Annotated in this window: 18 protein-coding genes and 2 pseudogenes; 6 read left to right on the top strand and 14 right to left on the bottom strand. The window is 69.5% G+C overall.

The window, feature by feature from the left end; translation table 11 throughout:
• Positions 1-113: 113 nt before the first annotated feature.
• The 3 genes from IPI43_18595 to IPI43_18585 form a co-directional block, all read right to left on the bottom strand.
• A complete protein-coding gene (locus IPI43_18595; GenBank protein MBK7776110.1) occupies positions 114-1,328 on the bottom strand; it encodes a cytochrome P450 in 1,215 nt (404 codons plus the stop codon).
• Positions 1,329-1,391: 63 nt separating this feature from the next.
• Positions 1,392-2,027, bottom strand: coding sequence for a TetR/AcrR family transcriptional regulator (locus IPI43_18590; protein ID MBK7776109.1), 636 nt, complete (start codon positions 2,025-2,027; stop codon positions 1,392-1,394).
• Positions 2,024-4,105: a hypothetical protein gene (locus tag IPI43_18585; protein MBK7776108.1), complete on the bottom strand. Its 2,082-nt coding sequence runs from the start codon at positions 4,103-4,105 to the stop codon at positions 2,024-2,026. The genes IPI43_18590 and IPI43_18585 overlap by 4 nt, the downstream gene beginning before the upstream one ends.
• A gap of 265 nt (positions 4,106-4,370) precedes the next feature.
• Here IPI43_18585 and IPI43_18580 point away from each other — a divergent pair, with 265 nt between their 5' ends.
• Genes IPI43_18580 through IPI43_18570 form a run of 3 tightly spaced genes read left to right on the top strand, consistent with a single transcriptional unit; the run spans position 4,371 to position 7,755 of the window.
• Positions 4,371-6,065, top strand: a complete 1,695-nt coding sequence (locus IPI43_18580) for a cytochrome P450 (protein MBK7776107.1) — start codon at positions 4,371-4,373, stop codon at positions 6,063-6,065.
• Between the two features lie 52 nt (positions 6,066-6,117).
• Positions 6,118-7,143, top strand: a complete 1,026-nt coding sequence (locus tag IPI43_18575) for an AraC family transcriptional regulator ligand-binding domain-containing protein (GenBank protein ID MBK7776106.1) — start codon at positions 6,118-6,120, stop codon at positions 7,141-7,143.
• Positions 7,144-7,191: 48 nt separating this feature from the next.
• Positions 7,192-7,755 (top strand): hypothetical protein, encoded by a 564-nt coding sequence (locus IPI43_18570; protein MBK7776105.1) that lies wholly within the window; start codon positions 7,192-7,194, stop codon positions 7,753-7,755.
• An 8-nt stretch (positions 7,756-7,763) separates the two neighbouring features.
• Here the strand turns inward: IPI43_18570 and IPI43_18565 are convergent, their stop codons facing one another.
• The 9 genes and pseudogenes from IPI43_18565 to IPI43_18525 all read right to left on the bottom strand — a co-directional run bounded on the left by IPI43_18565 (position 7,764) and on the right by IPI43_18525 (position 17,874).
• A complete protein-coding gene (locus IPI43_18565) occupies positions 7,764-8,465 on the bottom strand; it encodes a response regulator (protein ID MBK7776104.1) in 702 nt (233 codons plus the stop codon).
• Positions 8,458-11,119: pseudogene (locus IPI43_18560) on the bottom strand (sensor histidine kinase KdpD). Before IPI43_18560 ends, IPI43_18565 begins: the two are co-directional and overlap by 8 nt.
• Positions 11,120-11,164: 45 nt before the next feature.
• Positions 11,165-11,744: pseudogene (gene kdpC, locus IPI43_18555) on the bottom strand (potassium-transporting ATPase subunit KdpC).
• 13 nt (positions 11,745-11,757) lie between these two features.
• On the bottom strand, positions 11,758-13,866 hold the full coding sequence (gene kdpB, locus IPI43_18550; protein MBK7776103.1) for a potassium-transporting ATPase subunit KdpB: 2,109 nt from the start codon (positions 13,864-13,866) through the stop codon (positions 11,758-11,760).
• A gap of 11 nt (positions 13,867-13,877) precedes the next feature.
• On the bottom strand, positions 13,878-15,620 hold the full coding sequence (gene kdpA, locus IPI43_18545; protein MBK7776102.1) for a potassium-transporting ATPase subunit KdpA: 1,743 nt from the start codon (positions 15,618-15,620) through the stop codon (positions 13,878-13,880).
• Complete coding sequence (locus tag IPI43_18540) at positions 15,617-15,709, bottom strand: potassium-transporting ATPase subunit F (protein ID MBK7776101.1); 93 nt, start codon at positions 15,707-15,709, stop codon at positions 15,617-15,619. The genes kdpA and IPI43_18540 overlap by 4 nt, the downstream gene beginning before the upstream one ends.
• A 160-nt stretch (positions 15,710-15,869) precedes the next feature.
• Entirely contained in the window at positions 15,870-16,589 is a 720-nt protein-coding gene (locus IPI43_18535; protein ID MBK7776100.1) for a hypothetical protein, read from the bottom strand.
• Between the two features lie 33 nt (positions 16,590-16,622).
• Positions 16,623-16,979 carry a hypothetical protein gene (locus tag IPI43_18530; GenBank protein ID MBK7776099.1) on the bottom strand — a complete coding sequence of 119 codons (357 nt, stop codon included), beginning with the start codon at positions 16,977-16,979 and terminating at the stop codon, positions 16,623-16,625.
• A gap of 124 nt (positions 16,980-17,103) precedes the next feature.
• Positions 17,104-17,874, bottom strand: a complete 771-nt coding sequence (locus IPI43_18525) for a hypothetical protein (protein ID MBK7776098.1) — start codon at positions 17,872-17,874, stop codon at positions 17,104-17,106.
• A 182-nt stretch (positions 17,875-18,056) separates the two neighbouring features.
• Here IPI43_18525 and IPI43_18520 point away from each other — a divergent pair, with 182 nt between their 5' ends.
• On the top strand, positions 18,057-20,051 hold the full coding sequence (locus IPI43_18520) for a hypothetical protein (GenBank protein MBK7776097.1): 1,995 nt from the start codon (positions 18,057-18,059) through the stop codon (positions 20,049-20,051).
• Between the two features lie 6 nt (positions 20,052-20,057).
• On the opposite strand, the gene IPI43_18515 is transcribed toward IPI43_18520, so the two are convergent.
• A complete protein-coding gene (locus tag IPI43_18515) occupies positions 20,058-20,525 on the bottom strand; it encodes a MarR family transcriptional regulator (GenBank protein MBK7776096.1) in 468 nt (155 codons plus the stop codon).
• A 143-nt stretch (positions 20,526-20,668) separates the two neighbouring features.
• Here IPI43_18515 and IPI43_18510 point away from each other — a divergent pair, with 143 nt between their 5' ends.
• Together IPI43_18510 and IPI43_18505 are read left to right on the top strand one after the other, a co-directional pair.
• The gene (locus IPI43_18510; protein MBK7776095.1) at positions 20,669-21,385 is read left to right on the top strand and encodes a DUF4336 domain-containing protein; all 717 of its coding nucleotides are present in this window, start codon (positions 20,669-20,671) and stop codon (positions 21,383-21,385) included.
• A 111-nt stretch (positions 21,386-21,496) separates the two neighbouring features.
• Positions 21,497-23,203, top strand: a complete 1,707-nt coding sequence (locus IPI43_18505; GenBank protein MBK7776094.1) for an FAD-dependent oxidoreductase — start codon at positions 21,497-21,499, stop codon at positions 23,201-23,203.
• 15 nt (positions 23,204-23,218) lie between these two features.
• Here the strand turns inward: IPI43_18505 and IPI43_18500 are convergent, their stop codons facing one another.
• Entirely contained in the window at positions 23,219-24,454 is a 1,236-nt protein-coding gene (locus tag IPI43_18500) for an MFS transporter (protein ID MBK7776093.1), read from the bottom strand.
• Between the last annotated feature and the right edge of the window lie 7 nt (positions 24,455-24,461).

Here is a 24,461-nt window from a genome sequence, read left to right as displayed (position 1 = left end):
AAGTGATTTTCACTTTCGACTAAGGAGTAGCCCAGTGCCCTGGAGGCGTCAAGTCCGTTCCGACAGAACGGTGGAGAGCGGTGAGTGGGGCGCGCGAGCGGGGCCTGCGGAGCTCACGCCGCGTGGAACGGCAGCACGTCGAACCCGCGCACGAACGCCGAGCGGGTGCGGACCGCCCCGGTGAGATCCAGCCTGTACTCGGGAAAACGCAGCAGCAGCTCTTCGAGGCCGATGCGCCCCATCATGCGGGCGAGGTGCGCGCCGATGCAGAAGTGCGGCCCTTGGGTGAAGCTCATGTGGCGCTGCACGTCGCGCATGACGTCCAGCTCACTCGCGCGCTCGCCGTACTGGCGTGGGTCGCGGTTGGCGCTGGCATAGAGCAGGTGCACCTTGGCCCCTTCGCGCAGGCGCTGTCCGTGCAGCTCGAGGTCCCCCGTGAGCGTGCGTGAGAGCCCCTGCACGGGCGCGTCGAAGCGCAGGAATTCCTCCACGGCGGGGCCGATGCGCTCGGGGTTGGCCACCAGCAGTGCGCGCTGCTCGGGGTGCTCCTGCAGGCGCACCAGCGCGTTGGCCAGCATGTGGTTGGTGGTGTCGTTTCCGCCCGCGATGAACACGAAGCAGAAGCCCAGCAGGTCCCAGTTGCTCAGCTTCTGGCCGTCGATCTCCGCAGCCCGCAGTGCCGACAGCATGTCGTCTCCCGGTTCCACGCGGCGGCGCTCCAGCAGCTGCACGAAGTAGCCGAACAGCTGCGCCACCGCGTGCACGGCCGCGCCCATGGGCTCGGGCTCCATGGAGGCGCTGGTGATGGCGCGCGACCACGGGTCGAAGCGTGGGCGGTCCTCGGGTGGCACGCCCAACAGCTCCGCCAGCACGAAGGTGGGCAGCGGCGAGGTGTACTCGTCCACCACGTTGGGCGTCTCACCCACCGCGCAGCGCTGCGCCAGCTGGTCCACGCGCCCTCGCACGAACGCGCGGATGCGAGGCTCCAGGCCCGACACGCGGTCGGGCGTGAAGCCCTTCGAGATGAGGCGACGCAGCGCCGTGTGCTGCGGCGGGTCCATCATGATGAAGGTGGGCGCGAGCCCCAGCAGCTTCATCTCGTCGCGGATGAAGGTGAGCCCGCGGGCCGAGGAGAAGCTGGTGAAGTCACGCGTGGCGCGGAAGACGTCGTCGAAGCGCGAGAGCACCCAGAAGTCACCTGCGGCGTGGTGATAGAGCGGGGCCTCTTCGCGCAGCCGCTCGTAGAGAGGATACGGGTCGGGCATGTCGCCCACCTCGAACGGGTCGTAGCGCAGCGGCTGGGTCTCGTTGGGAAGCGCGGTGGACATGATCATGGTGGACTCCTCACCAGACAGCCTGCCCAGCCCAGAGAGCGTTCGCAAGACAAGTTTCTATTTTTGTCTCACACGACCGCCGCCCCGAGGAGGCGGTGTCGCGGGACCCGCCTGCAGGAAGATCGGCTCCGTGCTGAGCAGCGTTCCGATGAACGCACGCAGCTGGCTGCGGCTGCGCTTGGGCCCGCGCATCATGGCCAGCGAGAGGATCATGCGGACCAACCACTCGGCCAACGCCACGGTGTGGAGCGCAGGGTTGAGCGCCTGCCCCCCGAGGGGAGCGGCCACCAGCCGGTCGAACGCAGCCAGCGCGCGCGGCAGGAGCAGCGTGCTGCGCCCCGGGATCATGGCGGCGATGGGCAGCGCCTCCGGCTCGAAGAAGGGCGCCATGGTGGCGCGCGCGGCGATGCCCTCCACGGCCAGCGCCACGCCCTCGATGACACGCTCGCGCTGCGTAGGCTGCTTCTCGGCAGCCGCCAGCAGGTCGGCAAGGAAGCGCTCCATCTCCCGCTCGGCGTACGCCACGAAGATGTCCTCGCGGGTGGCGAAGTACCGATAGAGCGTGGCGCGCCCGAGACCGGCCTCGTCGGCGATGTCTCCGGCGCGCGCCTTGGCCACGCCCCGCGCCGCGATGACACGCCCGGTCGCGTCGAGGATCCGCTCGACCGGGCTCGTGTCCCGCGCTTCGCTCATGGAGCAGGAAGGTACAACACGGCGCCCACCGACGACTCCTGGCCGGCGTGCACGTCGTAGCCCCAGATGCCCGTGCCCGTGCCGGCCTCGGAGCTCAGACCGTCGGTCCACGGGATGTAGTCGCCGAACAGGACGCCGCGCCCCGTGGCCAGGCTGAAGAAGCCGATGTCCTGCACTTGGCCGAGACCCGAGGAGGAGATCTGGCTGGGTGTTCCGTCACCCTGGATGCCGCTGCCGCGCACGAACAACATGCTGGTGCCCACCGCCAGCTGCGGGCCCGTGAAGACCACCGGGGGGATGGGCAGGGTGCTGCTGTGGTCGCGGATGTAGCGCTTCAGGAACCAGTAATCGAGGTCGATGCCGTGGTCGTTGGTGCCGTCGGCGTCGATGTCGATGGTGGTGTTGGCGACGGCCAGCGCGCTGCCCGTGGTGTCGAGGATGGCCACCAGGTTGGTGTCGGCGTTCTCGGTGGTCTGCGCGTAGGGCAGCTCGAAGGTGGTGGCGGTGTTGAGCGCCTTGCACTGCGGGAGCGCGTAGAGGCGGTTGCCGTCTGGGCTCGGCACCAGCTCGGCGAAGAGCTGGCCGAAGCCGGGCAGCTGCAGGTTGGAGGTCTGCACGAGTGTGGACGGGTTGTAGACCGCGACGCCCGTGTTGTGGCCCACGACCAGCGCCGACGCGCCGTTGATGGTGACCACCGCCGCGCCGGAGGGCCAGTTGTTGGTGGCGCCGCAGGGCTCATCGGACTCGAGGTTGGTCGTGGTGGTGGAGGCGATCCCCGTGACGTGCCCGTTGCTGTCGCGTGTCAGCTCGAGGATGCGGTTGAAGCCGACCATGTTGTCACCGGAGTCCTTCGACCAGCTCATGTCGACGGCGAAGAGATGCGAGGTGCCGTCGATGGCGATGGCGCGCAGCGCGTAGTCGGTGTCGGTGATGGGCGTGGTGTACGTGCCGTTGGTGACGTCCACGTCGTAGAACGGAAACGGGTAGGAGGTCTCGAGCGCGCCGGCTCCCGAGAACTGGACCAGGTAGAGGTGGTCCACGCCGTTCACGCTGCCGAACACGCCGCGGCAGGGGCGCGCGTACGTGCTGGGGTCGCTCATGTCGGTGGGCGGGATGGTCACGATCGGATCATCCGAGACCTGCGCCCCCGTGGTGGCCGACAGCTCGAAGATGTGCGTGCCCGTGTTGTCGACGCCGATGGCGTAGGCGGACCCCACGCCGCGCACGATGCCGCACACGTCACCGAGGAAGTCACTTCCGCTGTTCTGGAGGATGTACGAGGTGGTCAGCGCCCCCGGCGTGGCGCTCGCGTTGCTCAGGTCCACCGTGCCGATCAGGTTGCGGTAGCTGTCGGCGGCGTTGGAGATGGCCAGCAGCAGCGTGCCGTCGTCGGGCGGGGCGGCGTCATCGAGCGGCCCGGGGTCGAAGGCGAGGTGGCCCAGGTAGAACGTGTCAGCGAGCGTGAGGCTCGCGCCGCTGCTGGCCACGTTGATGGCGATGGTGTCTGGGCCTGGCTGCGCGGTGGTCCCGTCCACGTTCTGGCCCACCTGGAAGCCATCGATGGAGATCACATCGAAGTCCGCCGGGCAGTTGGCCGTGGTCGAGCACTCGCCGAGGCCGGCCGTCACGCTGAACTCGGTGTCGCCGATGATCTGAACGAAGGAAGCGCCGAGCGGCGCCTGGGTGATGGTGAAGGGCTTCGCGAAGCCCTCGCCCACGGTGCTGGCGCTGGCGAGCACGTAGCGGCCGTTGGCGTCCGCGCCGTCGATCACGAGCGGCACCACGGCGAGCGGGGTGGCGCACGCCGCGTCCGAGCAGAAGCGGGCAAACAGCTCGACGCGCCCGAGCGCCGAGCCCGAGCCGATCTCGGAGCGGAACAGCGGCAGGATCTGGCCCGGATAGCCGTTGGCGAGGAGCACCTCACCCTGGATGTCGACGGGCACGAGGGCGCCGGGCATGCCCGAGTCGGTCGGACCGGAGTCGCCGTTGCCAGCGTCCGTCGGAACGTCCTCGGTCGTGGCGCATCCCGCCGCGAGCACCGCACACGTCAACCCAACCCAGCCCTGCATCCTGCCCATGTCGAGACCTCCTCTGCGCCGCGCCGCCCAAGGCGCGTGAGCATTCCATCCTACGACAGCTGGCGTCGGATCTCCTCCTGATAACGCGATTGCCGTGAGAGCGGAAGGGCTCACCAGCGAGCGTGGACCAGACCGCCTGCGCGCTCCGTCCCGATCGCGTGACGCCGATGGCCGCTCCAACAGCGTGAAGTGGCCGAAAGGGTGCTTACCCCCGCCAACTTCCGGCCTAAGCTCGACCACCAGAGGCCCCATGACCGAGCTGAAGATGACCCAAGCGAGCCCCCTCTCGAGCCCCGCCGCCAGCGCGACGCCGCGCAGCAGCACTCCGTCTGGCAGCAAGGTGCAGAGCGGCAAGCGCCCTCCGCGCCTGCGCGGCGGGCTGCCCTTCTTCGGGCACATGATCCCGTTCGCCAAGAACCCCTACCACTTCATGCAGCGCGCCCACGACGAGGGCGGCGAGGTGGTGGAGTTCACCATGCTCGGCCAGAAGATCGTGCTGCTGACCGGCGAGGTGGCGAGCGAGGCCTTCTACCGCGCGCCGGACGAGCAGCTGGACCAGAGTGCGGCCTACCGTCTCATGGCGCCCATCTTCGGCGAAGGCCTGATCTTCGACGCGCCGATCGAGCGCAAGAACGAGCAGCTGCGGATGTTGATGCCCTCGCTGCGCTTCGACGCGATGCGCAACCACTCCAGCAAGATCGTGGACGAGGTGCGCGGCATGGCCGCCGAGTGGGGCAGCGAGCAGGGCGAGTTCGAGCTGGTGGACTTCATGAAGGAGCTCACCATCCGGACGGCCTCGCACTGCCTGCTGGGGCGCGAGTTCCGCTACGAGATCAGCGAGGAATTCGCTCAGATCTACCACGACCTAGAGCAGGGCGTGCACCCGCTGGCCTACCACTACCCGAACTTCCCGATCCCCGTGTTCCGGCGGCGCGACAAGGCGCGCGTGCGCCTGCAGACGCTGGTGAGCGAGATCATCGCGAAGCGCCGGCAGCAGCCCGAGAAGTCGAGCGACATGTTCCAGAGCCTGATGGACACCACCTACGAGGACGGCAGCAAGCTCAACGACAACGAGATCACGGGCATGCTGATCGGCGCGCTCTTCGCGGGCCACCACACCAGCTCGGGAACGGCGGCGTGGGTGCTGCTGGAGCTGCTCAAGCAGCCGGCGCTGCTGAAGCAGGTGCGCGACGAGCTCGACCACATCTACGGCGATGACGGCGAGGTGACTTTCCACTCACTGCGCCAGATTCCTGTGCTCGAGTCCGTGGTGAAGGAGGTGCTGCGCCTGCACCCGCCGCTGATCGTGCTCATGCGCCAGGTCAGCCAGGACCTCGAGGTGGGCCCCTACGTGATCGAGAAGGGCCAGATGGTCTGGGCCAGCCCGCCCGTCACGCACCGCATCGCGTCGCTCTTCCCCGAGCCGCAGCGCTTCGACCCCACGCGCTACAGCCCCGAGCGCGCCGAAGACAAGAACCTCAACGCCTACCAACCCTTCGGCGGCGGGCGCCACAAGTGCTCTGGCAACGCGTTCGCGCTCTTCCAGATCAAGGCCATCTTCGCCGTCATGCTGCGCGAGTGGAACTTCGAGCTGGTCAACGCCCCCGACACCTACGTGGACGACTACACGCAGATGATCGTCCAGCCCCTCTCCCCCTGCAAAGTGCGCTTCCAGCGCCGAGCCCGCGCCAAGGCCGTCGTAGCCGAGCCCGCTCCGACTGCGACGTCCACGCAGCACGCGACCACCGCGACGGAAGCCCGCTACCAGGCCATCATCGACCCCGGCCTTTGCCAAGGCCACGCCATGTGCGTAGGCGAGAGCCCCACCCTCTTCGCCCTCGACGGCGACCAAGCCCGGGTGCTGACCACCTTCGACGCCGCCCTCCTCGAGAGCGCCCACCGAGCCGAAGAGCACTGCCCCAACCGAGCCATCCGAGTCGAGCGCATCGCGCAAGGGTGAGCGGACTCGGTCTCCGACTCCGACTCGGTCTCGGACCCTGTACACTCCGCTCGTGCCTTCGCATGCTCCCAGCTCCATCTCCGCGCGCCTCGTGCAGCCACTCCTCCGCGAGTGGGAGGCACGTGGCCGCGAGCTGCCGCTGCTGGCCAAGCGCGTGGGCGTGGACCTCGAGCTCGCCGGCCGCATCGACGGACGCATCCCGTACGAGACGTGGGCCGACGTGCGCTCGTACTGCATGGAGGAGACGGGCGACCCCTGCTTCCCGCTGCGCGCCACCGAGCGCCTGGACGCCAGCAGCCTGCCGCTCGAGCTGTACCTAGCGGGCTCGCAGCCCACCCTGCGCGAGGGCGCACGCTACGCCATGCCCTACGGCAACTCGCTCGTGGACGGCTTGGGCGTACACCTCTCGCACTCACCGGAGAGCGGCTTCGCCAGCTTCCGGCGGCACGCCGAGCCCTTTCACCCGCCGGAGTTCGCCGAGTACTTCTTGCTGTCGCTGTGGCGCTTCACGCGCCTGGTGGCGCCCTCCTCGCCGCCGCCACGCACGGTCACGTTCACGCACCGCTGGCCGCGCCACGGCAACGGCCTCACGGAGCTGTTCGGCGCCCCTGTGCACTTCGGCCAGAGCGAGGTGGGCTTCCGCTTCGATCTGCCGAGCGTGGAGCTGCCCGTAGCGTCGGCCGACCCGGGCCTGGGTCAGCTGCTCGCCCATCGCGCGCAGGCGCAGCTGGCCGAGAACAACACCGCCTTCACGCTGCGTGACAGGGCACGTCACTGGCTGCGCGGGGGGAACCTGCGCGGCGACGCGGCTCTGGGCGCCCGTCTGGCCAAGGCCATGCACATGAGCGAGCGCAGCCTGCGACGACAGCTGGCCGAACACGGCACCAGCGTGCGCGCCCTGGCCGACGAAGCCCGACGCGAACGCGCCATCGCGCTGATGGAGCGCGGTCGCGTGAACCTCGACGCCATCGCCGAGGAGCTGGGCTATGGCAACGCCAGCGCGTTCGGCCGCGCGTTCCGGCGATGGACGGGCGAGACGCCTTCGGCCTTCCTCGAGCAGCGCAGCGCGGGGAGCTGAGCCTCGCACTCTGCAACGTGTGCCGCCCCTGATAGGCTCCGGGGTCTCATGACGCGCACGCCCGCCTTCTCCATCCTCCTCCTCCTTGCGGGCATCGGCTGCACCTCCGGTCCCTCGCTCCCGAGTGAAGCCGAGTCACGCGAGGCCTTCGCGCTGCGCGCTGCCGAGCTCTCCGCGCTCGAGGCAGCCTTGAGGCGCGAGATCGAGACCGCTGGGCTCGCCGTGCCCGCCGACGCCGACGCCCCGGCCGACGAGGCTACGGGCCTCACGCCGCTGACCCAGCGCTACCGCGCCATCGAGGCGGCGCAGGCCCGCCTTCAGACGCTGCTGACGAGCATGCATCCGGTGTGTGCCGAGGTGACGGTGGTCTCGCGCGCCACGCGCGCTGAGGAGCTGCGCGCGAGCATCAACACCTGCGACCCGGGACGACGCGGAGACACGGTCAGCCCCAGCGACGGCGTGGCGGTGAGCGGCTTCCAAGTGGGACGCGGCGTGTACAGCCTCGTCGGGAGCGACTTCCATCCCGGCATCGCCGTCGAGCGCTCGTTCACCCTGGGCGACGCCACCACCACCATGCGCCTGTTCTTCTTCACGGACGGAACGGTGCCGTAGACGATCGCTCAGGAGCGATCCCGAAGCCGGTAGCCGACCCCCGGCTCGGTGACCAGCAGCCTCGGCCGCGTGGGATCCACCTCCACCTTCTTGCGCAGCTCGGCCATGTGCACCCGAACGTAGTGCGTCTGCGTCGCGTAGGCCGGGCCCCATACCTCCTTCAGGATGTGGCGGTGCGTCAGCACCTTCCCGGCGTGCTGGGCGAACAGCACGAGGAGCTTGTACTCGATCGGCGTGAGGTGAATGGGCTCGGCCCCGCGGGACACCTCGCGCCGCGCGAGGTCGATCGTCAACCCATCGAACTCCAGCACTTGCAGCGGCGGCGAGGCTCCGACCGTCTGCGCGTGACGCAGCGCCACCCGCATGCGGGCCAGCAGCTCGTTCACGCCGAAGGGCTTGGTCAGGTAGTCGTCCGCGCCGGCGTCGAGCGCGGCGACCTTGTCGTCCTCGCGACCGCGCGCCGAGATGACGATGATGGGCACCGCGCTCCACTCGCGCACCTGCTTGGTCACGTCGATGCCGTCGCCGTCCGGCAGGCCGAGGTCCAGCAGCACCAGCTCGGGGTTCTGACTGGTGATCAGCATCAGCGCCTCGCTCGCGCGCTCGGCCTCGATGACGCGATAGCCGTGGGAGCGCAGCGAGGCCCGGATGAACCTCCGCATCTGCGGCTCGTCTTCCACCACCAGCACCAGCGCGCCCGCGTCACTCATGGCGTGCCTCCGGCGTGGGGCAAGAGGGCGGGGGCGTGCCTCCGCTGGGCAGGACGATGTGGAACGCCGCTCCGCCCTCCGGCCGGTTCTCGGCGTGGATGGTGCCGCCGTGCGCGCTGACGACCCCGCGGCAGATCGCCAGACCCAGCCCGGCCCCCGGCACGCCGGGGTGCGGCCCGCGGAAGAACTTGTCGAAGACCGCCTCCTCGGCGTCCGCAGGGAGCCCGGGCCCGTGGTCGTACACGTCGATGGTGACCTGCTCGCCGACCCGCACGGCTCGAATGCCGATGGCAGTGCTGGGCGGGGTGTACTTGATGGCGTTCTCGAGCAAGTTGAGGAACAGCTGCCCGAGCAGCACCGGGTCCACGAACACGAGCGGCACGTCGGGCGCGATGTCCACGTTCACGGCACGGTCCCCGAGCCGCGTCTCGAGGCGGGTGAGCGCCGACCCGATGATCTCGTCGAGCGGCACCCAGTCCTTGCGGAGGGTGATGCCGGCCGACTCGAGCCGCGTCATGTCGAGCAGGTTTCCCACGAGGCGCTCCATGCGCTCGGCCTGATCGACGATGGACTCGACCAGCTCGGACTTCGTCTCCCTCTCGAGGTCGGGCTCGTCTCGCAACACGGTCGCAGCGCCCGTGATGGAGGCGAGCGGCGTGCGCAGGTCGTGCGAGACGGCCGACAACAAGGACGAGCGCATCTCCTCGGTGCGCGCCCGCAAGGCTGCCGCCTTGGCCTCCTCGGAGAGCCGCGCGCGCTCGAGGGCCACCGCCACCTGCCGTGAGAAGACATCGAGGAGGTCGCGCTGGTCGGCGCGCAGGGCCCCTTGCTCGGTGGGGACCAACACCAGCACGCCGAGGAGCGAGCTCCCCGCCTGGAGAGGCATGGCCACCGCCTTCGACCCGGGGAGGGTGTCCGTGCCGAGACCCGCCAGCTGACCGTGCTCGAAGGTCCACTTTGCGACCGCCAGGTCGCTCGCTTCGAGGGCCGCGTCCGAGCCTGCTGCGGCGAGGGGCGTGAGCACACCGTCGAGCGCCGGCGCGAGGACCACCACGCGCGCGCGAAAGGAGTTGGCCACGTGTCGCGCGGCGCTGGCCGCGATGTCCTGTGGCTGCTCGGCGGACGCCAGCTCGCGCGTGAGCGCATAGAGCGCAGCGGTGCGCTCCTCTCGCCCAGACGCCAAGCGCTCTTGGCGACGCAGGCGCGTGGCCAGCTCGCTCATCACCAGCCCCACCGCGAACATCATGCCGAAGGTCAGCAGATACCGACGGTCTTCGACGCTGAAGGTGTGGAAGGGCGGCACGAAGAAGAAGTCATAGCAGGCCACCCCGAGCGCCGCCGCGAGCACCGCCGGCCGCTGCCCGAACAGGCCGGCCACCGCCATGACCGCGAGGAGGAAGAGCATCTCGAGATCGGGGAGCTGGAACAGCTCGCGCAGCAGCATGGCGATGCCCAGCGTGACGCCCACGATCGCCGTGGCAGCGAGGTAGTGCTCCGGCGGAACACGGGGCGACACGGGTGGCGGGGCGGGGGCGCGCGCTTCTGTCGAGTCGTCGCCGCTGATCACGTGCACGTCGATCTCGCCGCTGCCGCGGACCACGTCGTCCAGCAATGAGCCCCCCAAGCGGTCGCGCAGGCGCGAGTGGGTGGGCTTGCCGATGATGATGCGCGTCACGTTGTTGCGACGCGCATACGTGAGCAGCGCCTCGGACACGCGCAGCCCCGTGAGCCGCGTCACGCTGCCGCCGAGCGACTCGGCGACGCGCAGGTGCGCCTCGAGGCGCTCGCGGTCGGCGTCGCTCATCATGTCGAGCGCCGTGGACTCCACGTAGCCCGCCACCCAGGGGCAGCGCAGGCCAGTCGCCATGCGGGCCGCGGCGCGGATGAGGCGCCCCGAGCTGGGCGCTGGCCCCACGCACACCAGGATGCGCTCGCCAGCCGGCCAGGTGGTGGAGACGCCGTGCTCCTCCCGATACTCGCGCACGTCCTCGTCCACGTGCTGGGCCGTGCGGCGCAGCGCCAGCTCGCGCAGCGAGAGCAGGTTGCCCCGCAGGAAGAAGTGCTTGGAGGCGCGCCGGGCTTGGTCCGGCAGGTACACCTTGCCCTCTTCGAGGCGCCGCAAGAGCTCCTCTGGCGCGATGTCCACCAGCTCGATGGCGTCCGCGCGGTCGAGCACGGAGTCGGGCACGGTCTCGCGCACCTGCACGTGCGTGATCTGCGCGACGACGTCGTTGAGGCTCTCGACGTGCTGCACGTTCAGGGTCGTGAGCACGTCGATGCCGGCGTCGAGCAGCTCGAGGACGTCCTGCCAGCGCTTGGGGTGCCGGGAGCCCGGGGCGTTGGTGTGAGCCAGCTCGTCGACCAGCACCACGGCGGGCGCGCGCGCGAGCGCCGCGTCGAGGTCGAGCTCCTCGAGCGCCCGGCCCCGGTGCCACCGCGGCGCCGGCAGCAGCCGAGGCCCTCGGCAGCGCGGCCGTGTCGGCCCGCCGGTGGTCCTCGACCATCCCGACGACCACGTCGACGCCCTGCTCGCGGAGCTGGCGGGCCACCTGGAGCATCCGGTACGTCTTGCCGACGCCCGGCGCGAAGCCGAAGAAGATCTTCAGCTTCCCGCGCTTGGCGCGGGCCTCGTCCTGCTGCAGGCGGCGGAGCAGGGCGTCGGGTCGGGTCGGTCGTCGGGCTCTTGCATCGCTCGACTGCTAAGTGCCCGTTCGGGTCAGGTCGTCAAGCGCCACGTTGAGCAGCAGCACGTTCACGCGCGGCTCACCGAGCACTCCCCAGGTCCGCCCTTCGATGTGCTGGCGCACGAGGGCCAAAACGCGCGCCTCGGTCAAGCCGCGCGCTCGCGCGACCCGCGGCACCTGGTGGAGCGCCGCCGCCGGCGAGATGTGCGGGTCGAGGCCGCTGCCCGACGCCGTGACGAGGTCCACGGGGACCGGCGGCGGCGTGCCTGGTCGCCTCGCGGAGCGCCGCGACCCGGGCCCGCACCGCGTCGCAGCGCCGGGTTGGAGGGCCCCAGGTTGGAGCCGGTGGAGGCCGCGCCGTTGTAGGGGGGGGCGCCGGTCGCCGACGGACGCCCCCAGAAGTAGCGCGGGTCCTCGAAGGCTGGCCGATCAGGCGCGAGCCGACGACCCTGGCCGTCCGCGCGGACCAGGCTGCCGTTGGCCTGGGCGGGGAACACGGCCTGCGCGATGCCCGGTCACGAGGAGCGGATAGGCCACCCCGGAGGAGCGTGAAGAGAAGGAGGAGAGTGGCCGCGGGACGCATGAGCGTGATCATGATGGGAGTCCTCTCAGCTGACGCCCATGCCCGCGAGCGCGAGGTCGATGAGCTTGATGCAGGGGAAGGGCAGCACCACGCCGCCGAGACCATAAACCAGGAGGTTGCGCTGCAGGAGCGCCGAGGCCGGCGCCGGCCGGTAGCGGATGCCGCGCAGCGCGAGCGGGATGAGCGCCACGATGATGAGCGCGTTGAAGATGACGGCGCTCAGGACCGCCGTCGTCGGCGAGTGCAGGCCCAGCACGTTGAGGGCGCTCAGCGCTGGATACGTCGAGACGAACGCCGCGGGGATGATGGCAAAGTACTTCGCCAGGTCGTTCGCGATGCTGAACGTGGTGAGCGCGCCGCGCGTCATGAGCATCTGCTTGCCGATCTCCACGATGGACAGGAGCTTCGTGGGGTTCGAGTCGAGGTCGACCATGTTGCCGGCCTCCTTGGCGGCCTGGGTGCCGGAGTTCATCGCGACGGCCACGTCAGCCTGGGCCAAGGCCGGTGCGTCGTTGGTGCCGTCGCCGGTCATGGCCACCAGGTGCCCCTTCTGCTGATAGTCGCGGATCATCGCGAGCTTCGCCTCGGGGGTGGCCTCGGCCAGGAAGTCGTCGACGCCCGCCTCGGCGGCGATGGCCGCCGCGGTCAGCGGGTTGTCGCCGGTGATCATGACCGTGCGAATCCCGATGCGGCGCAGCTCGGCGAAGCGCTCGCGGATGCCACCTTTGACGATGTCCTTGAGCCGCACCACGCCCAGCACGCGCGCTCCCTCGGCCACCACCAGCGGCGTGGCGCCCTGCTTGGCGACGTCGTCGACCAGCGCGCGCACCGGCTTCGGGAACGAACCGCCCTGCCCTTCGACCAGGCGCACGATGGCGTCGGTCGCGCCCTTGCGAATGGACCGTCCGGCGATGTCCACGCCGCTCATGCGCGTCTGCGCGGTGAACGGAATGAAGCTGGCTCCCTGCGCTTCGTCGGCGCGCTGGCTCCCGCCGTGCAGCTCCATGGCGAGCGCCACGATGCTGCGCCCCTCGGGGGTCTCGTCCATGAGCGACGCCAACCTCGCGGCGTTGGCCAGCTCGGCCTCCGACACCCCGGGCGCACACAGGAACTCGGTGGCCTGACGGTTTCCGAGCGTGATGGTGCCGGTCTTGTCGAGCAGCAACACGTCCACGTCGCCTGCGGCCTCGACCGCGCGTCCCGACGTGGCGATGACGTTCGCCTGGATCAGTCGGTCCATGCCGGCGATGCCGATGGCGGAGAGGAGTCCGCCGATGGTCGTGGGGATCAGGCACACCAGCAGCGCGACGAGCACGGTGAGGGGCACGGTGGTCCCCTGCCCGGAGCTCGACACCGCGTACTCCGAGAAGGGCAGTAGCGTGACCGTGGCCAGCAGGAAGATGATGGTCAGCGCGGCCAGCAGGATGTCGAGCGCGATCTCGTTGGGGGTCTTCTTGCGCTTGGCGCCCTCGACCATCGCGATCATGCGGTCGAGGAAGGTCTCGCCCGGGTTGGTGCTGACCCGCACGATGAGCCAGTCGGACAGCACGCGCGTGCCGCCCGTCACGGCGCTGCGGTCACCACCGCTCTCGCGGATGACCGGGGCGCTCTCGCCCGTGATGGCGCTCTCGTCCACGGAGGCCACACCCTCGATGATCTCGCCGTCGGCAGGAATGAGCTCTCCCGCGGTGATGAAGACGATGTCGTCGATGCGCAGTGTCGAGGAGGGCGTCGGCTCGAGCGCGGCATCTCGCCGTGCGGAGTCGGCAAGCACGTGAGGGTCCTCGCCGCGCCGCAGCCGCCGGGCGGTGACGTCCTGGCGCGCCTTGCGCAGCGTGTCGGCCTGCGCCTTGCCGCGCCCTTCGGCCATGGCCTCGGCGAAGTTGGCGAAGAGCACGGTGAACCAGAGCCAGAGGGCGACCGCCAAGATGAACGCGGGGGGTGCATCCCCCTCTCCGGTGATGGCGGCGTGCGCAAAGAGCAGCGTGGTGAAGGCGCTGCCCACCTCGACTACGAACATGACGGGGTTGCGGACCATGCGGCGCGGGTCGAGCTTCGAGAACGCGTCGACGATGGCGCCCTTCACGATGGCCCGCTCGAAGAGGGGCCGACTATGGCTGGGTGGGTGTGCCATGGAGGTTTCTTTCAGTGCGCCGACAGCTGGAGGTGCTCGACGACGGGGCCGAGCCCGAGCGCCGGAATGAAGGTGAGCGCGCCCACGAGGACGATGGTCCCCACCAGGAGCCCCACGAAGAGAGGTGTGTGCGTGGGCAGCGTCCCGGCGCTGACGGGGATGCGCCGCTTACGGGCCAGCGCGCCGGCCAGCGCGAGCACCGGCACGATCACCCAGTAGCGACCCACCAGCATGCAGAGCCCGATGGCGGTCGCGTAGAAGTTTCCGCTGACCGTGATGCCACCGAAGGCGGAGCCGTTGTTGTTGGCGCCCGACGAGAACGCGTAGAGGATCTCGCTGAAGCCGTGCGCGCCGGGGTTGCCCAGGGTCGCGGTCCCGGCCGGGACCACACAGGCGATGGCGGTCCCGATGAGCACGGCCGCCGCCGGCAGCAAGATGACCAGCGACGCCATCTTCATCTCGTAGGCCTCGATCTTCTTGCCCAGGTACTCGGGCGTGCGGCCCACCATCAGCCCCGCGATGAACACCGCGATGATGGCGTAGATCAGCATGCCGTAGAGCCCGGAGCCGACGCCGCCGAAGACGATCTCACCGAGCTGCATGAGCCACATGGGGACGAGCCCGCCGAGCGGCGTGAAGCTGTCGTGCATGGCGTTGACGGAGCCGTTGGAGGCCGCCGTGGTCGCCGTGGCCCACAGGGCGCTGTTGGTGATGCCGAAGCGCACCTCCTTGCCCTCCATGTTGCCGCCCGAAGAGACATCGGAGACGGCCTGGTCCACCCCCAGCGCCGTGAGCGCCGGGTTGCCCGCCTGCTCGAAGGCCACCGTCGCGAAGAGTAGCGGAATGAAGATGGCGAGCATCGCGGCGAGCACGGCCCAGCCCTGACGGCGGTCCTTCACCATCACGCCGAACGTGAAGCACAGCGCAGCCGGGATCAGCAGGATGGACGTCACCTCGAGGAGGTTCGAGAGCGGCGTGGGGTTCTCGAAGGGGTGCGCCGAGTTCACGTTGAAGAACCCGCCGCCGTTGGTGCCCAGCTGCTTGATCGCGATCTGCGATGCGGCGGGCCCGAGCGCGAGGATCTGCTGTGCGCCTTCCGCCGCCGCGGCGCCCGTTCGGTCGAGCAGCGCGGCGGTCGCCGAGCCGTCGAACGTCTGCACCACGCCCTGCGACACGAGCACCAGCGCGAGGACGAGCGAGAGCGGCAGCAGCACGTAGACGGTGGAGCGCGTGAGATCGACCCAGAAGCTGCCGAGGCCCTGTGCCGACTCGCGCGTCAAGCCGCGAATGAGCGCCACAAGCACGGCCATGCCGGTGGCCGCCGACACGAAGTTCTGCACCGCGAGGCCCAGCATCTGCGTGAGGTAGCTCATGGTGGTCTCGCCACCGTAGGCCTGCCAGTTGGTGTTGGTGCCGAAGCTCACCGCGGTGTTGAAGGCCAGCTCGGGAGGGACGCCGCCGAGCCCCTCGGGGTTGAGCGGAAGCACCCCCTGGAGGCGCAGCAGGGCATAGACCACGAGGACGCCCAGTAGGTTGAACAGCAGGACGGCGCCGGTGTAGCGCTGAAAGCTCATGTCCTCCCACGGGTCCACACCGGACGCGCGATAGAGGAGGCGCTCGAGCGGCCCACCGATGCGCTGTGCCCAGCGGGCTTCGCCGGTGTAGACGCGCGCCAGGTACGCACCGAGGGGTGCGGCCAGCGCCAACAGCAGGACCAGGAAGATCCCCATCTGGAGAACTGCGGAGAGCGTCATGACAGCTTCTCCGGAAAGAGCAGCACGAAGCCCAGGTAGCCCAGGAGCAGCCCTGCCAGGATGGCGCCGATGATGGTGAGGGTGGCCATGGTTACATGCCCTCGCACAGGCGCACGAAGCCCCAAGTCAGCCCGAAGAAGCCGCACACGACGGCGATGAAGACGATGTCCATGACCGTCTTCGTAACGCCGGCCGTGTCACGCGGTCGTCAAGGCCACCCGCGGCCGCATCAAGAAAGCATCAACGCGCTCAGCCAGGGAGCTGGACGAAGTCCACGTACTCGCCGTGCGTGAGGCAGTGGGCGTGCACACGAACCAGGTCCCCTGGAACGACGTCGGGCGGGAGCTGCGCCAGGTAGACGGTGTTCTCACCGCCATCACGCGCAGGGTCGTCGCCCGCGAGAGCCGTGTAGGCGCCATCGTCTCCGGGTTCGACCGCAGGCCAGCTCCGGTAGTGGCTCTCGACCTCCCGCGTATCCCCCGCGGTCGCCTTCCGAAGGCGGATCCAGTTGTACCAGTGGCCCTCGGGGTTCCCCTCGGTCGAGGCCGCGTTGGGGTGCCGAGCGTAGCCCTTGCTCGGGTCGCCCCACATGATGGCCAGCATGCCGGCGGGCACGACGACTCCAGGGTCGAGGGCGGGCAGGAAGGGCAAGTGCTTGCCGAGGTGCCGAGCGTCCCCGTCCGGGCCGTTGATGTCGTCGAGGTAGCTCGCGGGGATGGCCCCCGCGTTGCCGCGCCGCTTGTTGAACGCGAGCGCGTCCCAGCCCGCAGGGCGCTCGAGCGGCACGCTCGGCGGTTCGGCCGCAGGGGTCTCCGTCGGGGCAACAGGCTCGAGGATCGGCATCGCCGTCGGCGCTCTGTCCGGCGTGCTCGTGGGCTCGCAGCCCACCAGGTAGGGCGCGAGGACCAGCGTCCCCGTGGCGCCAGCGACCCGGTGAAAGAAGTCACGGCGCGTGAAGTGCTTGTTCATCGTGTTCATCTCCATCGACTGGTTCGTGCAGGGTCAGTTCTGCGACAGGGCGTCGCCCGGCAGGCGCGTGGACCGCATGTTCCGAACCTCCGCGCGCAGCCACGCCACGGCGCAGTTTCCGGTGCCGCGCAGCGCCGCAGTCAGCTCCGTCGCCGAGTGGCTCACGGTGCTGCGCAACGCCTTCACGCTGCGAGCAAGGCGCGCGCGTGCGCGGTCGGTCGTCTCGTTCTCGCCCGCATCACCCAGCTGCTCACGCAGGCTCGCGACCACCTCGGGGTCCTCTCCCAAGGTGGCGTGCATCGGCTCGCTGTGGACCGCGTCGGCCAGCTCGCGGCGCTCCATCAGTTCCATCACGTCGTTGCGGGTGTCTGCGTCGTTCTTCTTGTGCATGTGGATTCCTCGGTGTGAACCCAGGCCTGCGCTGCAATCGCTGGGCCAATGCATGCGTTCCCCCCGGGTGGAGCGGAACACCCACGTGTGGGCGCATGCTCCACGCGAAGTGACGGAAGCTCCATCAAAGTGATGCGCGCGCGGTCTCGGCCTCGAAGCGAGCGCGGTGAATTCGCTCGATGGTCTGCATGCCCCACGCGAACACGAAGAACGGCACGATGACCCAGAAGCAGTTGGCGAGCCCGAACTTCACATAGAGGTTGATGGGGTTGCTGGTGTCGACGTTGGGCAGCCCCGTCGCGATCTCGCTCACGTAGTAGAGCACCGTGGGGTAGATGTGCAGCGGCGCTGCGAACATGAAGTAGTAGACCGGCAGCGGGTTGGTCTTGCCGGACTTGAACCACGCGTAGAGCGCGATGGCGCTGAAGATGCCGTTGGCGTCGGCCCAGCTCTCGATGAAGAAGACGAGCCAGCTGGGGTTCACGTAGCGCAGATCGCCCCCGTCGATGTAGGCCCACCACGTGTATGCCCACAGCTCGTCGCGCGAGGCGGCGATGCGCTCGTGCAGGAAGGCCCACGGGATCTCCCAGGTGAGGGCCACTCCGACGAAGACGATGATCCAGATGTAGACCATGCGCTCGAGGCGCCGGTAGCGGGACTCGCCCCGCAGGGCCGCGAACGGCAGGTGCGGGGCGATCACCAGTCCCGCCATGCAGAAGACGAAGATGCACGAGAGCACGGCCGCGGTCTGCTGCCGGTCTGCGCCAGCGCCGAAGACGGCCCAGGACGCGACGGGAAAGCTGAGGGTGAGCAGGGCAGTCAGCAGCGCGAGGGTCCGCTTGTAGCCGTCCCCGAGGAGGCCCGTGCTGGGGTTGAGGGCGAGGGTCTGTTCCATGGTCACGGAGCATGGCTCGAAGCGCGCCGCGAGGCGCGCTCCGAAGCGGCCAGTTCGCACGGCGAAAGCGGCCGTTTGGACTCACGGTCATTTTCGCTGGACAAGGAAACTCTGACGGTGCACAAATATGACACTTCGTCAAAGACGACAGAGAGCCACCCGCTTCACCGCAAGAGTCCACCATGACCCATCCAGCTTCCTCGCCCTCGTTCCTCGTCCGTGCGCTGCTCCTATTGGCCTCCGTGGTCGCTGCGGCTGGCTGTGGCGGCGACGCCGCGTCGCCTGACGGTGGGGTCGCCGATACGGGTCTAGCGATGGATGGCAGCCTGGACCTCGGCGAGCCCGACGCGGGCGACGCGGACCTGGGCGTCGCCGATCTGGGCGCCCTGGACAGCGATACCAGCGACCTAGGCGCCACCGACGGGGCCACGGACGACGCCGAAGTGACCGACCTGGGCACGGACGCGGGCGGCTGCCCAGACACCGACATGGACGGCGTCTGCAACGAGGCGGATGCTTGCACCGGCAACGACAGCGCGGGTGACGGTGACTCGGATGGGGTCTGCAACGATGTCGACGCGTGCACCGGCAACGACGGCACGGGCGACTCCGACACCGACGGGTTCTGCAACGATGTCGACGTGTGTACGGGCGACGACGCCGCTGGCGACGCCGACATGGACGACGTCTGCAACGATCTGGACGTCTGCGTCGGAGATGACTCCACGGGCGACGCCGACATGGACGGCATCTGCGCCGACACCGACAACTGCGTTGCGATCTTCAACCCGGGCCAGGAGGACAACGATCCTCCCACCGGAGAGGGCGACGCGTGCAACGTGGTGTTCGTGCGCGCGGGTGCCACGGGTGCCGGTGATGGCGCCTCGTGGGCGGATGCCTTCACGAGTGTCCAGCCTGCCGTGACCGCCGCGCAAGCCAACCTCCCGGGCGGCCCGTTGAAGGAGATCTGGATCGCGGAGGGCACCTATCGCGCGGCGGCCAACACGACGGTGCTAGCGATGGTGGCTAGCCTCGAGGTCTACGGTGGGTTCGTCGGGACGGAGGCCCAGCGCTCGGCGCGCCCCGCGGTGCTGCGCGAGTCCGTCTTGAGCGGGGACGCGAACGGAGACGACGCGCCGCTGACGGTGGCCACCGTCCAAGCCGAGCGCAACGCCCCCAACCAGCCCACCCGGACGGACAACGCGAGTCTCGTCGTGCTGATGGCCACGGGGGCCCGACTCGACGGTGTCGTGGTCGCCGATGGCTACACGACGGCCATTCAAGACGGTGTCGGCATCCGGGTGCCGGCGATGGCCAGCGAGGTGGTGCTCCACCGGGTGACTGCGCGGGACAACATCGGCGCCGTCTTGAACGCTTCTGGCGCAGGCCTCAGCGCCCACGCCGGCAGCGCGGTGGAAGTGTCCGACAGCGTCTTCCTCCGGAACATCGCGTGGAGCGGCGCAGGGGCCGAGGGGCTCGCGGGAAGCACCCTGACCATCCAGGGCACGCTCTTCGAAGCCAACGGCACCATCGGCGGCCAAGGGACGGGCGTCCGCAGCAACAGCGTGATCGCGCTCGAAGACTGCCGCTTCCTGGCCAACGAGATGGTGGGCAATGGGGGCGGGGGCGTGCACACGCACGGCGGGGGCAGCGGCACGCTGCGCAACCTGCTCTTCGACGGGAACATCGGCCGCCGCGGCGCCATCCAGCTGAGCGGGAGTGGCGTGTACACGGTGACGAACGTGACCATCGCCTCCACCGAGAGCGAGTTTACGGAGGGCGCGCTGTGGGCGACGGCCAACACCTCGCTGGTGAACGTGGTCTTCTGGAACAACCAGGCCGGCGACCTGAACAGCAGCGCCAGCAACCTGCCCGGCTCCGTGGCGCACTCCTGTTCCACGCGCGACCTGACCGGGTTCGGGCTGGGCAACGTCCTGCTGGACTCCTCTACCACAGCGCTCGGCGACCCCTTTTCGCCGGGTCCCGCGGGACAGTTGTTCCTGAAGCACATCGGCGCCGGCGACGCCGTCACCTCGGCATGCGTGGACGCTGGCATGACCAGCACGGACCCGGACGCCTACTTCCCGGACTGGTCGTCACTCACCACGCGCGCGGATGGCGTGCTCGATGGCGCGAACAGCGACGCGATCGACATGGGCTATCACTACGCGCCGTGACGGGGCTCAGGCGGGATCGTCCAGCCAGTCGCTCAGCCGCGTGAGGGTGTCGTGCAGCGCGTCCATGCGCGGGGCGCCCAGCGCGACTCGCATGGCGACCTCGAGCTCGTTCAGCACCGTGAGGCCGTCGAACAGCGACTGAGCCCCTCGCGGGGTGAAGCGGACCAGGAGCGCCCGCCCGTCGGCAGGGTCGGGCACCTGCTCGAGCACGCCGAAGCCCACCAGCTCTGCGACCAGCTGATTCACCGCCTGCTTGCTGACCCCCATGCGCCGCGCGAGCTCGGTCTGGCGCGTGCCCGCGAGATCGAGGTGCGGGAAGAGGCCCATGTGGGCGGCGCGTACGGGGATGCCGAACTTCTGCGCCGCGCGAGCCACCCCGCGCTCGTTCACGAGGCGCGCGCAGCGCATCAGGAGCTGGGCGGTGCTGGCGCGCTTCTGAGCCTCGAGCTCGCGCGCGAACTGTTGGGGGTCCACGGGTGGGCCTTTGCCCGTGGTAGCGCGCGATGCACGACGCTTCTTCATGCACAGACGATGACGTTGCTTCGACTCTTCGTCAACTGCACTTGACGACAATGGTCAATGGCGCTTTACTATCCGCTCCCACTCCGGAGCAGACCATGACCCAGCTCGTCACCCTCGCGGAGGGTGTCCACACCCTCGAGAGCACCCTGCGCATCCACGCTGGCTTCTACCTGCCTGTGCGCACCACGCTACTGCGCCTCGATGACGGCAGCCTTCTGATGATCTCGCCGCTTCGGATCGACGACGCCCTCGCCGCGCGCGTGGACGCGCTGGGGCCCATCTCGCACATCGTCGCTCCCAGCAACCTGCACCACCTGTTCGTGGGAGAGGCCGCCGTGCGCTGGCCGTCCGCACGGGTGCTCCTGCCGAGCGGCCTCCCCGCGAAGCTGGCGAGGCTCGGCCGCGCCGTGCCGCCCCACAGCGTGCTGCCGGCGGATCTCCCGAGCGGGGTGCAGGGCGTCCTCCTCGACGGCGTCCCGGCGATGGGCGAGACGGTCTTCTTCCATGCGGCGTCGCGCACCCTGGTGGTGACGGACCTCGTGTTCCACGTGCTCGCGCCCGAGGGGCTGCTGACGGGGCTGATCCTGCGCATGGTCGGGGCGCACCGCGTCCTTGCGCAGAGCCGCGCGCTGCGCCTCCTGACGCGGGACCGCGAGGCCGCCCGCGCGAGCCTGGAGCAAGTGCTCGCGCTCGACTTCACTCGGCTGGTCATGGCGCATGGCGCGGTGGTGGACGTGGACGCGAAGGCGCGCCTGCGTGGCGCGCTGCACTACATGCTGCGGGCGCCCCGCCCGCTGCCCCTGCCCGCGTGACCGAGCGGGCGCACGTGATTGGAGGGAAGAAATGTGGGGATCACGTGTACGCTGCACGAGGCGCGTCCCCTGGGGACGACCCGCCGACTCACCGAGGACAGGAGACGCCCGATGCCACGTTCGAAGTTGATGATGCGCGTACGCGCTGCGCTGGCCCACGGCCTGCGCGATCAGACTGCCCCGCGCGAGCTCCCGCTGGCGTCGCTGCCGATGAGCCGCAGGCGCTTCATCGAGGGCTCCATGGCCACGCTCGGGACCCTCGCCGCGGGCTCTGCGCTCGCGGGCTGCGGAGGCCGGTCCACGCTGCCGCGCGGAGGAGACCCGCGCATCGTGGTGGTGGGCGCAGGCATGGCCGGCCTGCACTGTGCGCTTCAGCTCGAGGCGCTCGGGCTGCGCCCGCAGGTCTTCGAGGCGACCCGGCGCGTGGGTGGGCGCATGCACTCGCTGCGCGGTCACTTCCCCAACGACCAGGTGTGTGAGCTGGGCGGCGAGCTGATCGACACGGGCGACCGCGTGATGCACGCACTGGCTGCGGAGTTCAGCATCGCGCTCGACGACCGCTCCGAGGCCATGGCCGGGCTGCGCGAGGGCGAGACCTGGTACTTCGAGGGCCGCCACGTGCCCACCGAGGAGGTGTTCGAGCGCTTCCGGCCCACGGCGCAGAAGCTGGCCGCCGAGATGGAGGGCCTCGAAGAGGAGGCCAACGCCGACCGCTACGAGCGCCTCAACCACATGCCCCTGTCGGAGTGGCTGGCCACCAACGTGGACGACACGCTGGTTCGCTCGCTGCTCGATACCGCCTACGCGGCCGAGTACGGGCTCGAGTGCAACGACCAGAGCGCGCTCAACCTGCACTACCTGATCGACTACGCCAGCACGGATCACTTCCGCATCTTCGGCGACTCCGACGAGCGCTATCACACTCACCTGGGCAACGACACGTTCATCCAGGCCATCCACGAGCGCCTGACCGCGCGCGTGGCCCTCGGGCACGTGCTGGTGGCGGTCGAAGAGCGGTCGGACGGCACGTTCACGGCGCACTTCGACCAAGGGGGCACGCGCGTGTCGGTGGAGTGCGACCACCTCGTGCTGGCCAACCCGCTCACCACCTTGCGCGCCGTGGACTTCCAGCTCGAGATGCCGGACTGGAAGTCGCGGCTGATCGCGGAGATCGGCTACGGCACCTGCTCGAAGATCATGCTGGGCTTCGACAGCCGCGTGTGGCGCACCACGCACGGCACCATGGGCAGCTCCACCAGCGAGCTCGGGTTCGGGCAGACCTGGGAGACCTCCATCGGACAGGCCGGCGACAGCGGCATCCTCACGGTCTACGCGGGCGGCGCGCCGGGGCTCCTCAACATCGAGGGCGAGACCGAGGACCGCGCACGGGCGATCCTGCAGCACATCGACACGCTCTACCCGGGCACGGCGGCCACCTACATCGCGGGCAGCGCCGTGCGCATGTCGTGGCCCACCATGCCGTACGCGCTGGGCGCGTTCGTCTGTTACAAGCCAGGGCAGTACGACTTCTTCGGCCAGGAGGGCAAGCGCGTGCGCAACATGCACTTCGCCGGCGAGCACGGCTCCACCGAGAAGCAGGGCTTCATGGAGGGCGCGGCCGAGTCGGGCGCGCTGGTGGCATGCGAGATCGCCCGCGACCTGGGGCTGGCGATCTCGCCGCTGGCCGAGCGCATCCTGGGCGAGCGCTTGACCATCCCGCAGCCGGCCTACTTCTCGCAGTCCATGGAGGGCCTGCGCAAGCACGAGCACCGGCGCGTGGCGCACGCGCGCTTGCGCGAGCTGCACCGCGCGGGCTAGCAGCGAGGGCCGCGGTCACTCCACGAAGTCGAGGTCGCGGCCGAACGTCTCGGGCAAGAAGTAGAGCGCGACGCTGGCCAGCCCCACCAGCGAGAGACCCAGCACGAGCGCGCTGTGCACCAGCGTGAGCCCGCGCTCGTGCAGCGCCTCGAAAGCGAACGTGATGGGGACCAGCGCGCCGCGCACCCAGTTGGGCACCGTGGTGGTGGCCGTGGCGCGCAAGTTGGTGCCGAACTGCTCGGAGGCGATGGTCACGAACACGGCCCAGTAGCCGAGCGAGAGGCCCAGCAACCCACAGATGACGTAGAAGCCGGTCGCAGAGAGACCGCGCAGCGTGCAGTACAGGATGATGGACGTGGCCGTCATGGCGAGGAACACCGCCACCGCGCGCCGTCGACTGCGAAGCACCTGGCTGAGACCGCCCGAGGCGAAGTCCCCGAGAGTGAGGCCCGCATAACAGACGGCCACCGCGGTGGCGGGCTTGACGGCGCCCTGCACCCCGAGCTCGGCGGCCAGGTCGCTCGAGAGGTTGATGAGGATACCCACGCCGAACCAGAGCGGGACGCCGATGAGGATGCAGCTCAGGTAGCGCCCGAGCCGCTCGCGGGGCCAGAGCAGCGCGAAGAAGTTGCCCCGCACCGCGCTGCCCTCCTTGGTGTGCTGGAACATGGTGCTCTCTCCGAAGCCCACGCGCAGGAGCAGCAGCGCGAAGCCGAGGCCTCCGCCGATGAAGTAGGCCGTGCGCCAGTACACGTGCGTCCCGATGAGCCCGGCGAAGATGGCGCCGCTCACCCCCACGCTGGCCACGATGGCCGTGCCGTAGCCGCGCGCCTCCTTGGGCAGCGTCTCGCTCACCAACGTGATCGCAGCGCCAAGCTCGCCAGCCAAGCCGAAGCCCGCGATCAAGCGGATGTAGTGGTAGGTCGAGACGTCCTGCACGAAGCCGTTGGCGATGTTGGCCAGCGAGTAGAGCGAGATGGACCCGAACAGCACGCTGCGCCGGCCGATCTTGTCGCCCAACACGCCCCAGAAGATGCCGCCCACCAGCATGCCGATCATCTGCCAGTTCATGATGGCCTCCCGCAGGTGGCGCATCTGACGTGCATCGGTGACGCCCAGCTCCGTGAGGCTCGGCATGCTGGTCACCGGGAAGATGAGCAGGTCGAAGATGTCCACGAAGTAGCCGAGCGCGCCCACGAGCACGGGCGCGGTCAGGGCCACACGGATGGAGGAGGAGTGCTTTTCCGACATCGAGCCG

The sequence above is a fragment of the Sandaracinaceae bacterium genome, assembly GCA_016706685.1.
Classification (GTDB): domain Bacteria; phylum Myxococcota_A; class Polyangia; order Polyangiales; family Houyiibacteriaceae; genus JADJJE01.
This window is presented reverse-complemented; position numbering and strand designations above follow the sequence as displayed.

Coding starts and splice junctions, on each gene's coding strand:
- IPI43_18510 (MBK7776095.1), top strand. CDS start 20,669: ATGACCCAGCTCGTCACCCTCGCGGAGGGTGTCCACACCCTCGAGAGC.
- IPI43_18590 (MBK7776109.1), bottom strand. CDS start 2,027: ATGAGCGAAGCGCGGGACACGAGCCCGGTCGAGCGGATCCTCGACGCG.
- kdpA (MBK7776102.1), bottom strand. CDS start 15,620: ATGACGCTCTCCGCAGTTCTCCAGATGGGGATCTTCCTGGTCCTGCTG.
- IPI43_18500 (MBK7776093.1), bottom strand. CDS start 24,454: ATGTCGGAAAAGCACTCCTCCTCCATCCGTGTGGCCCTGACCGCGCCC.
- IPI43_18530 (MBK7776099.1), bottom strand. CDS start 16,979: ATGCACAAGAAGAACGACGCAGACACCCGCAACGACGTGATGGAACTG.
- IPI43_18505 (MBK7776094.1), top strand. CDS start 21,497: ATGCCACGTTCGAAGTTGATGATGCGCGTACGCGCTGCGCTGGCCCAC.
- IPI43_18580 (MBK7776107.1), top strand. CDS start 4,371: ATGACCCAAGCGAGCCCCCTCTCGAGCCCCGCCGCCAGCGCGACGCCG.
- IPI43_18570 (MBK7776105.1), top strand. CDS start 7,192: ATGACGCGCACGCCCGCCTTCTCCATCCTCCTCCTCCTTGCGGGCATC.
- IPI43_18535 (MBK7776100.1), bottom strand. CDS start 16,589: ATGAACAAGCACTTCACGCGCCGTGACTTCTTTCACCGGGTCGCTGGC.
- kdpB (MBK7776103.1), bottom strand. CDS start 13,866: ATGGCACACCCACCCAGCCATAGTCGGCCCCTCTTCGAGCGGGCCATC.
- IPI43_18595 (MBK7776110.1), bottom strand. CDS start 1,328: ATGTCCACCGCGCTTCCCAACGAGACCCAGCCGCTGCGCTACGACCCG.
- IPI43_18565 (MBK7776104.1), bottom strand. CDS start 8,465: ATGAGTGACGCGGGCGCGCTGGTGCTGGTGGTGGAAGACGAGCCGCAG.
- IPI43_18585 (MBK7776108.1), bottom strand. CDS start 4,105: ATGGGCAGGATGCAGGGCTGGGTTGGGTTGACGTGTGCGGTGCTCGCG.
- IPI43_18540 (MBK7776101.1), bottom strand. CDS start 15,709: ATGGCCACCCTCACCATCATCGGCGCCATCCTGGCAGGGCTGCTCCTG.
- IPI43_18520 (MBK7776097.1), top strand. CDS start 18,057: ATGACCCATCCAGCTTCCTCGCCCTCGTTCCTCGTCCGTGCGCTGCTC.
- IPI43_18525 (MBK7776098.1), bottom strand. CDS start 17,874: ATGGAACAGACCCTCGCCCTCAACCCCAGCACGGGCCTCCTCGGGGAC.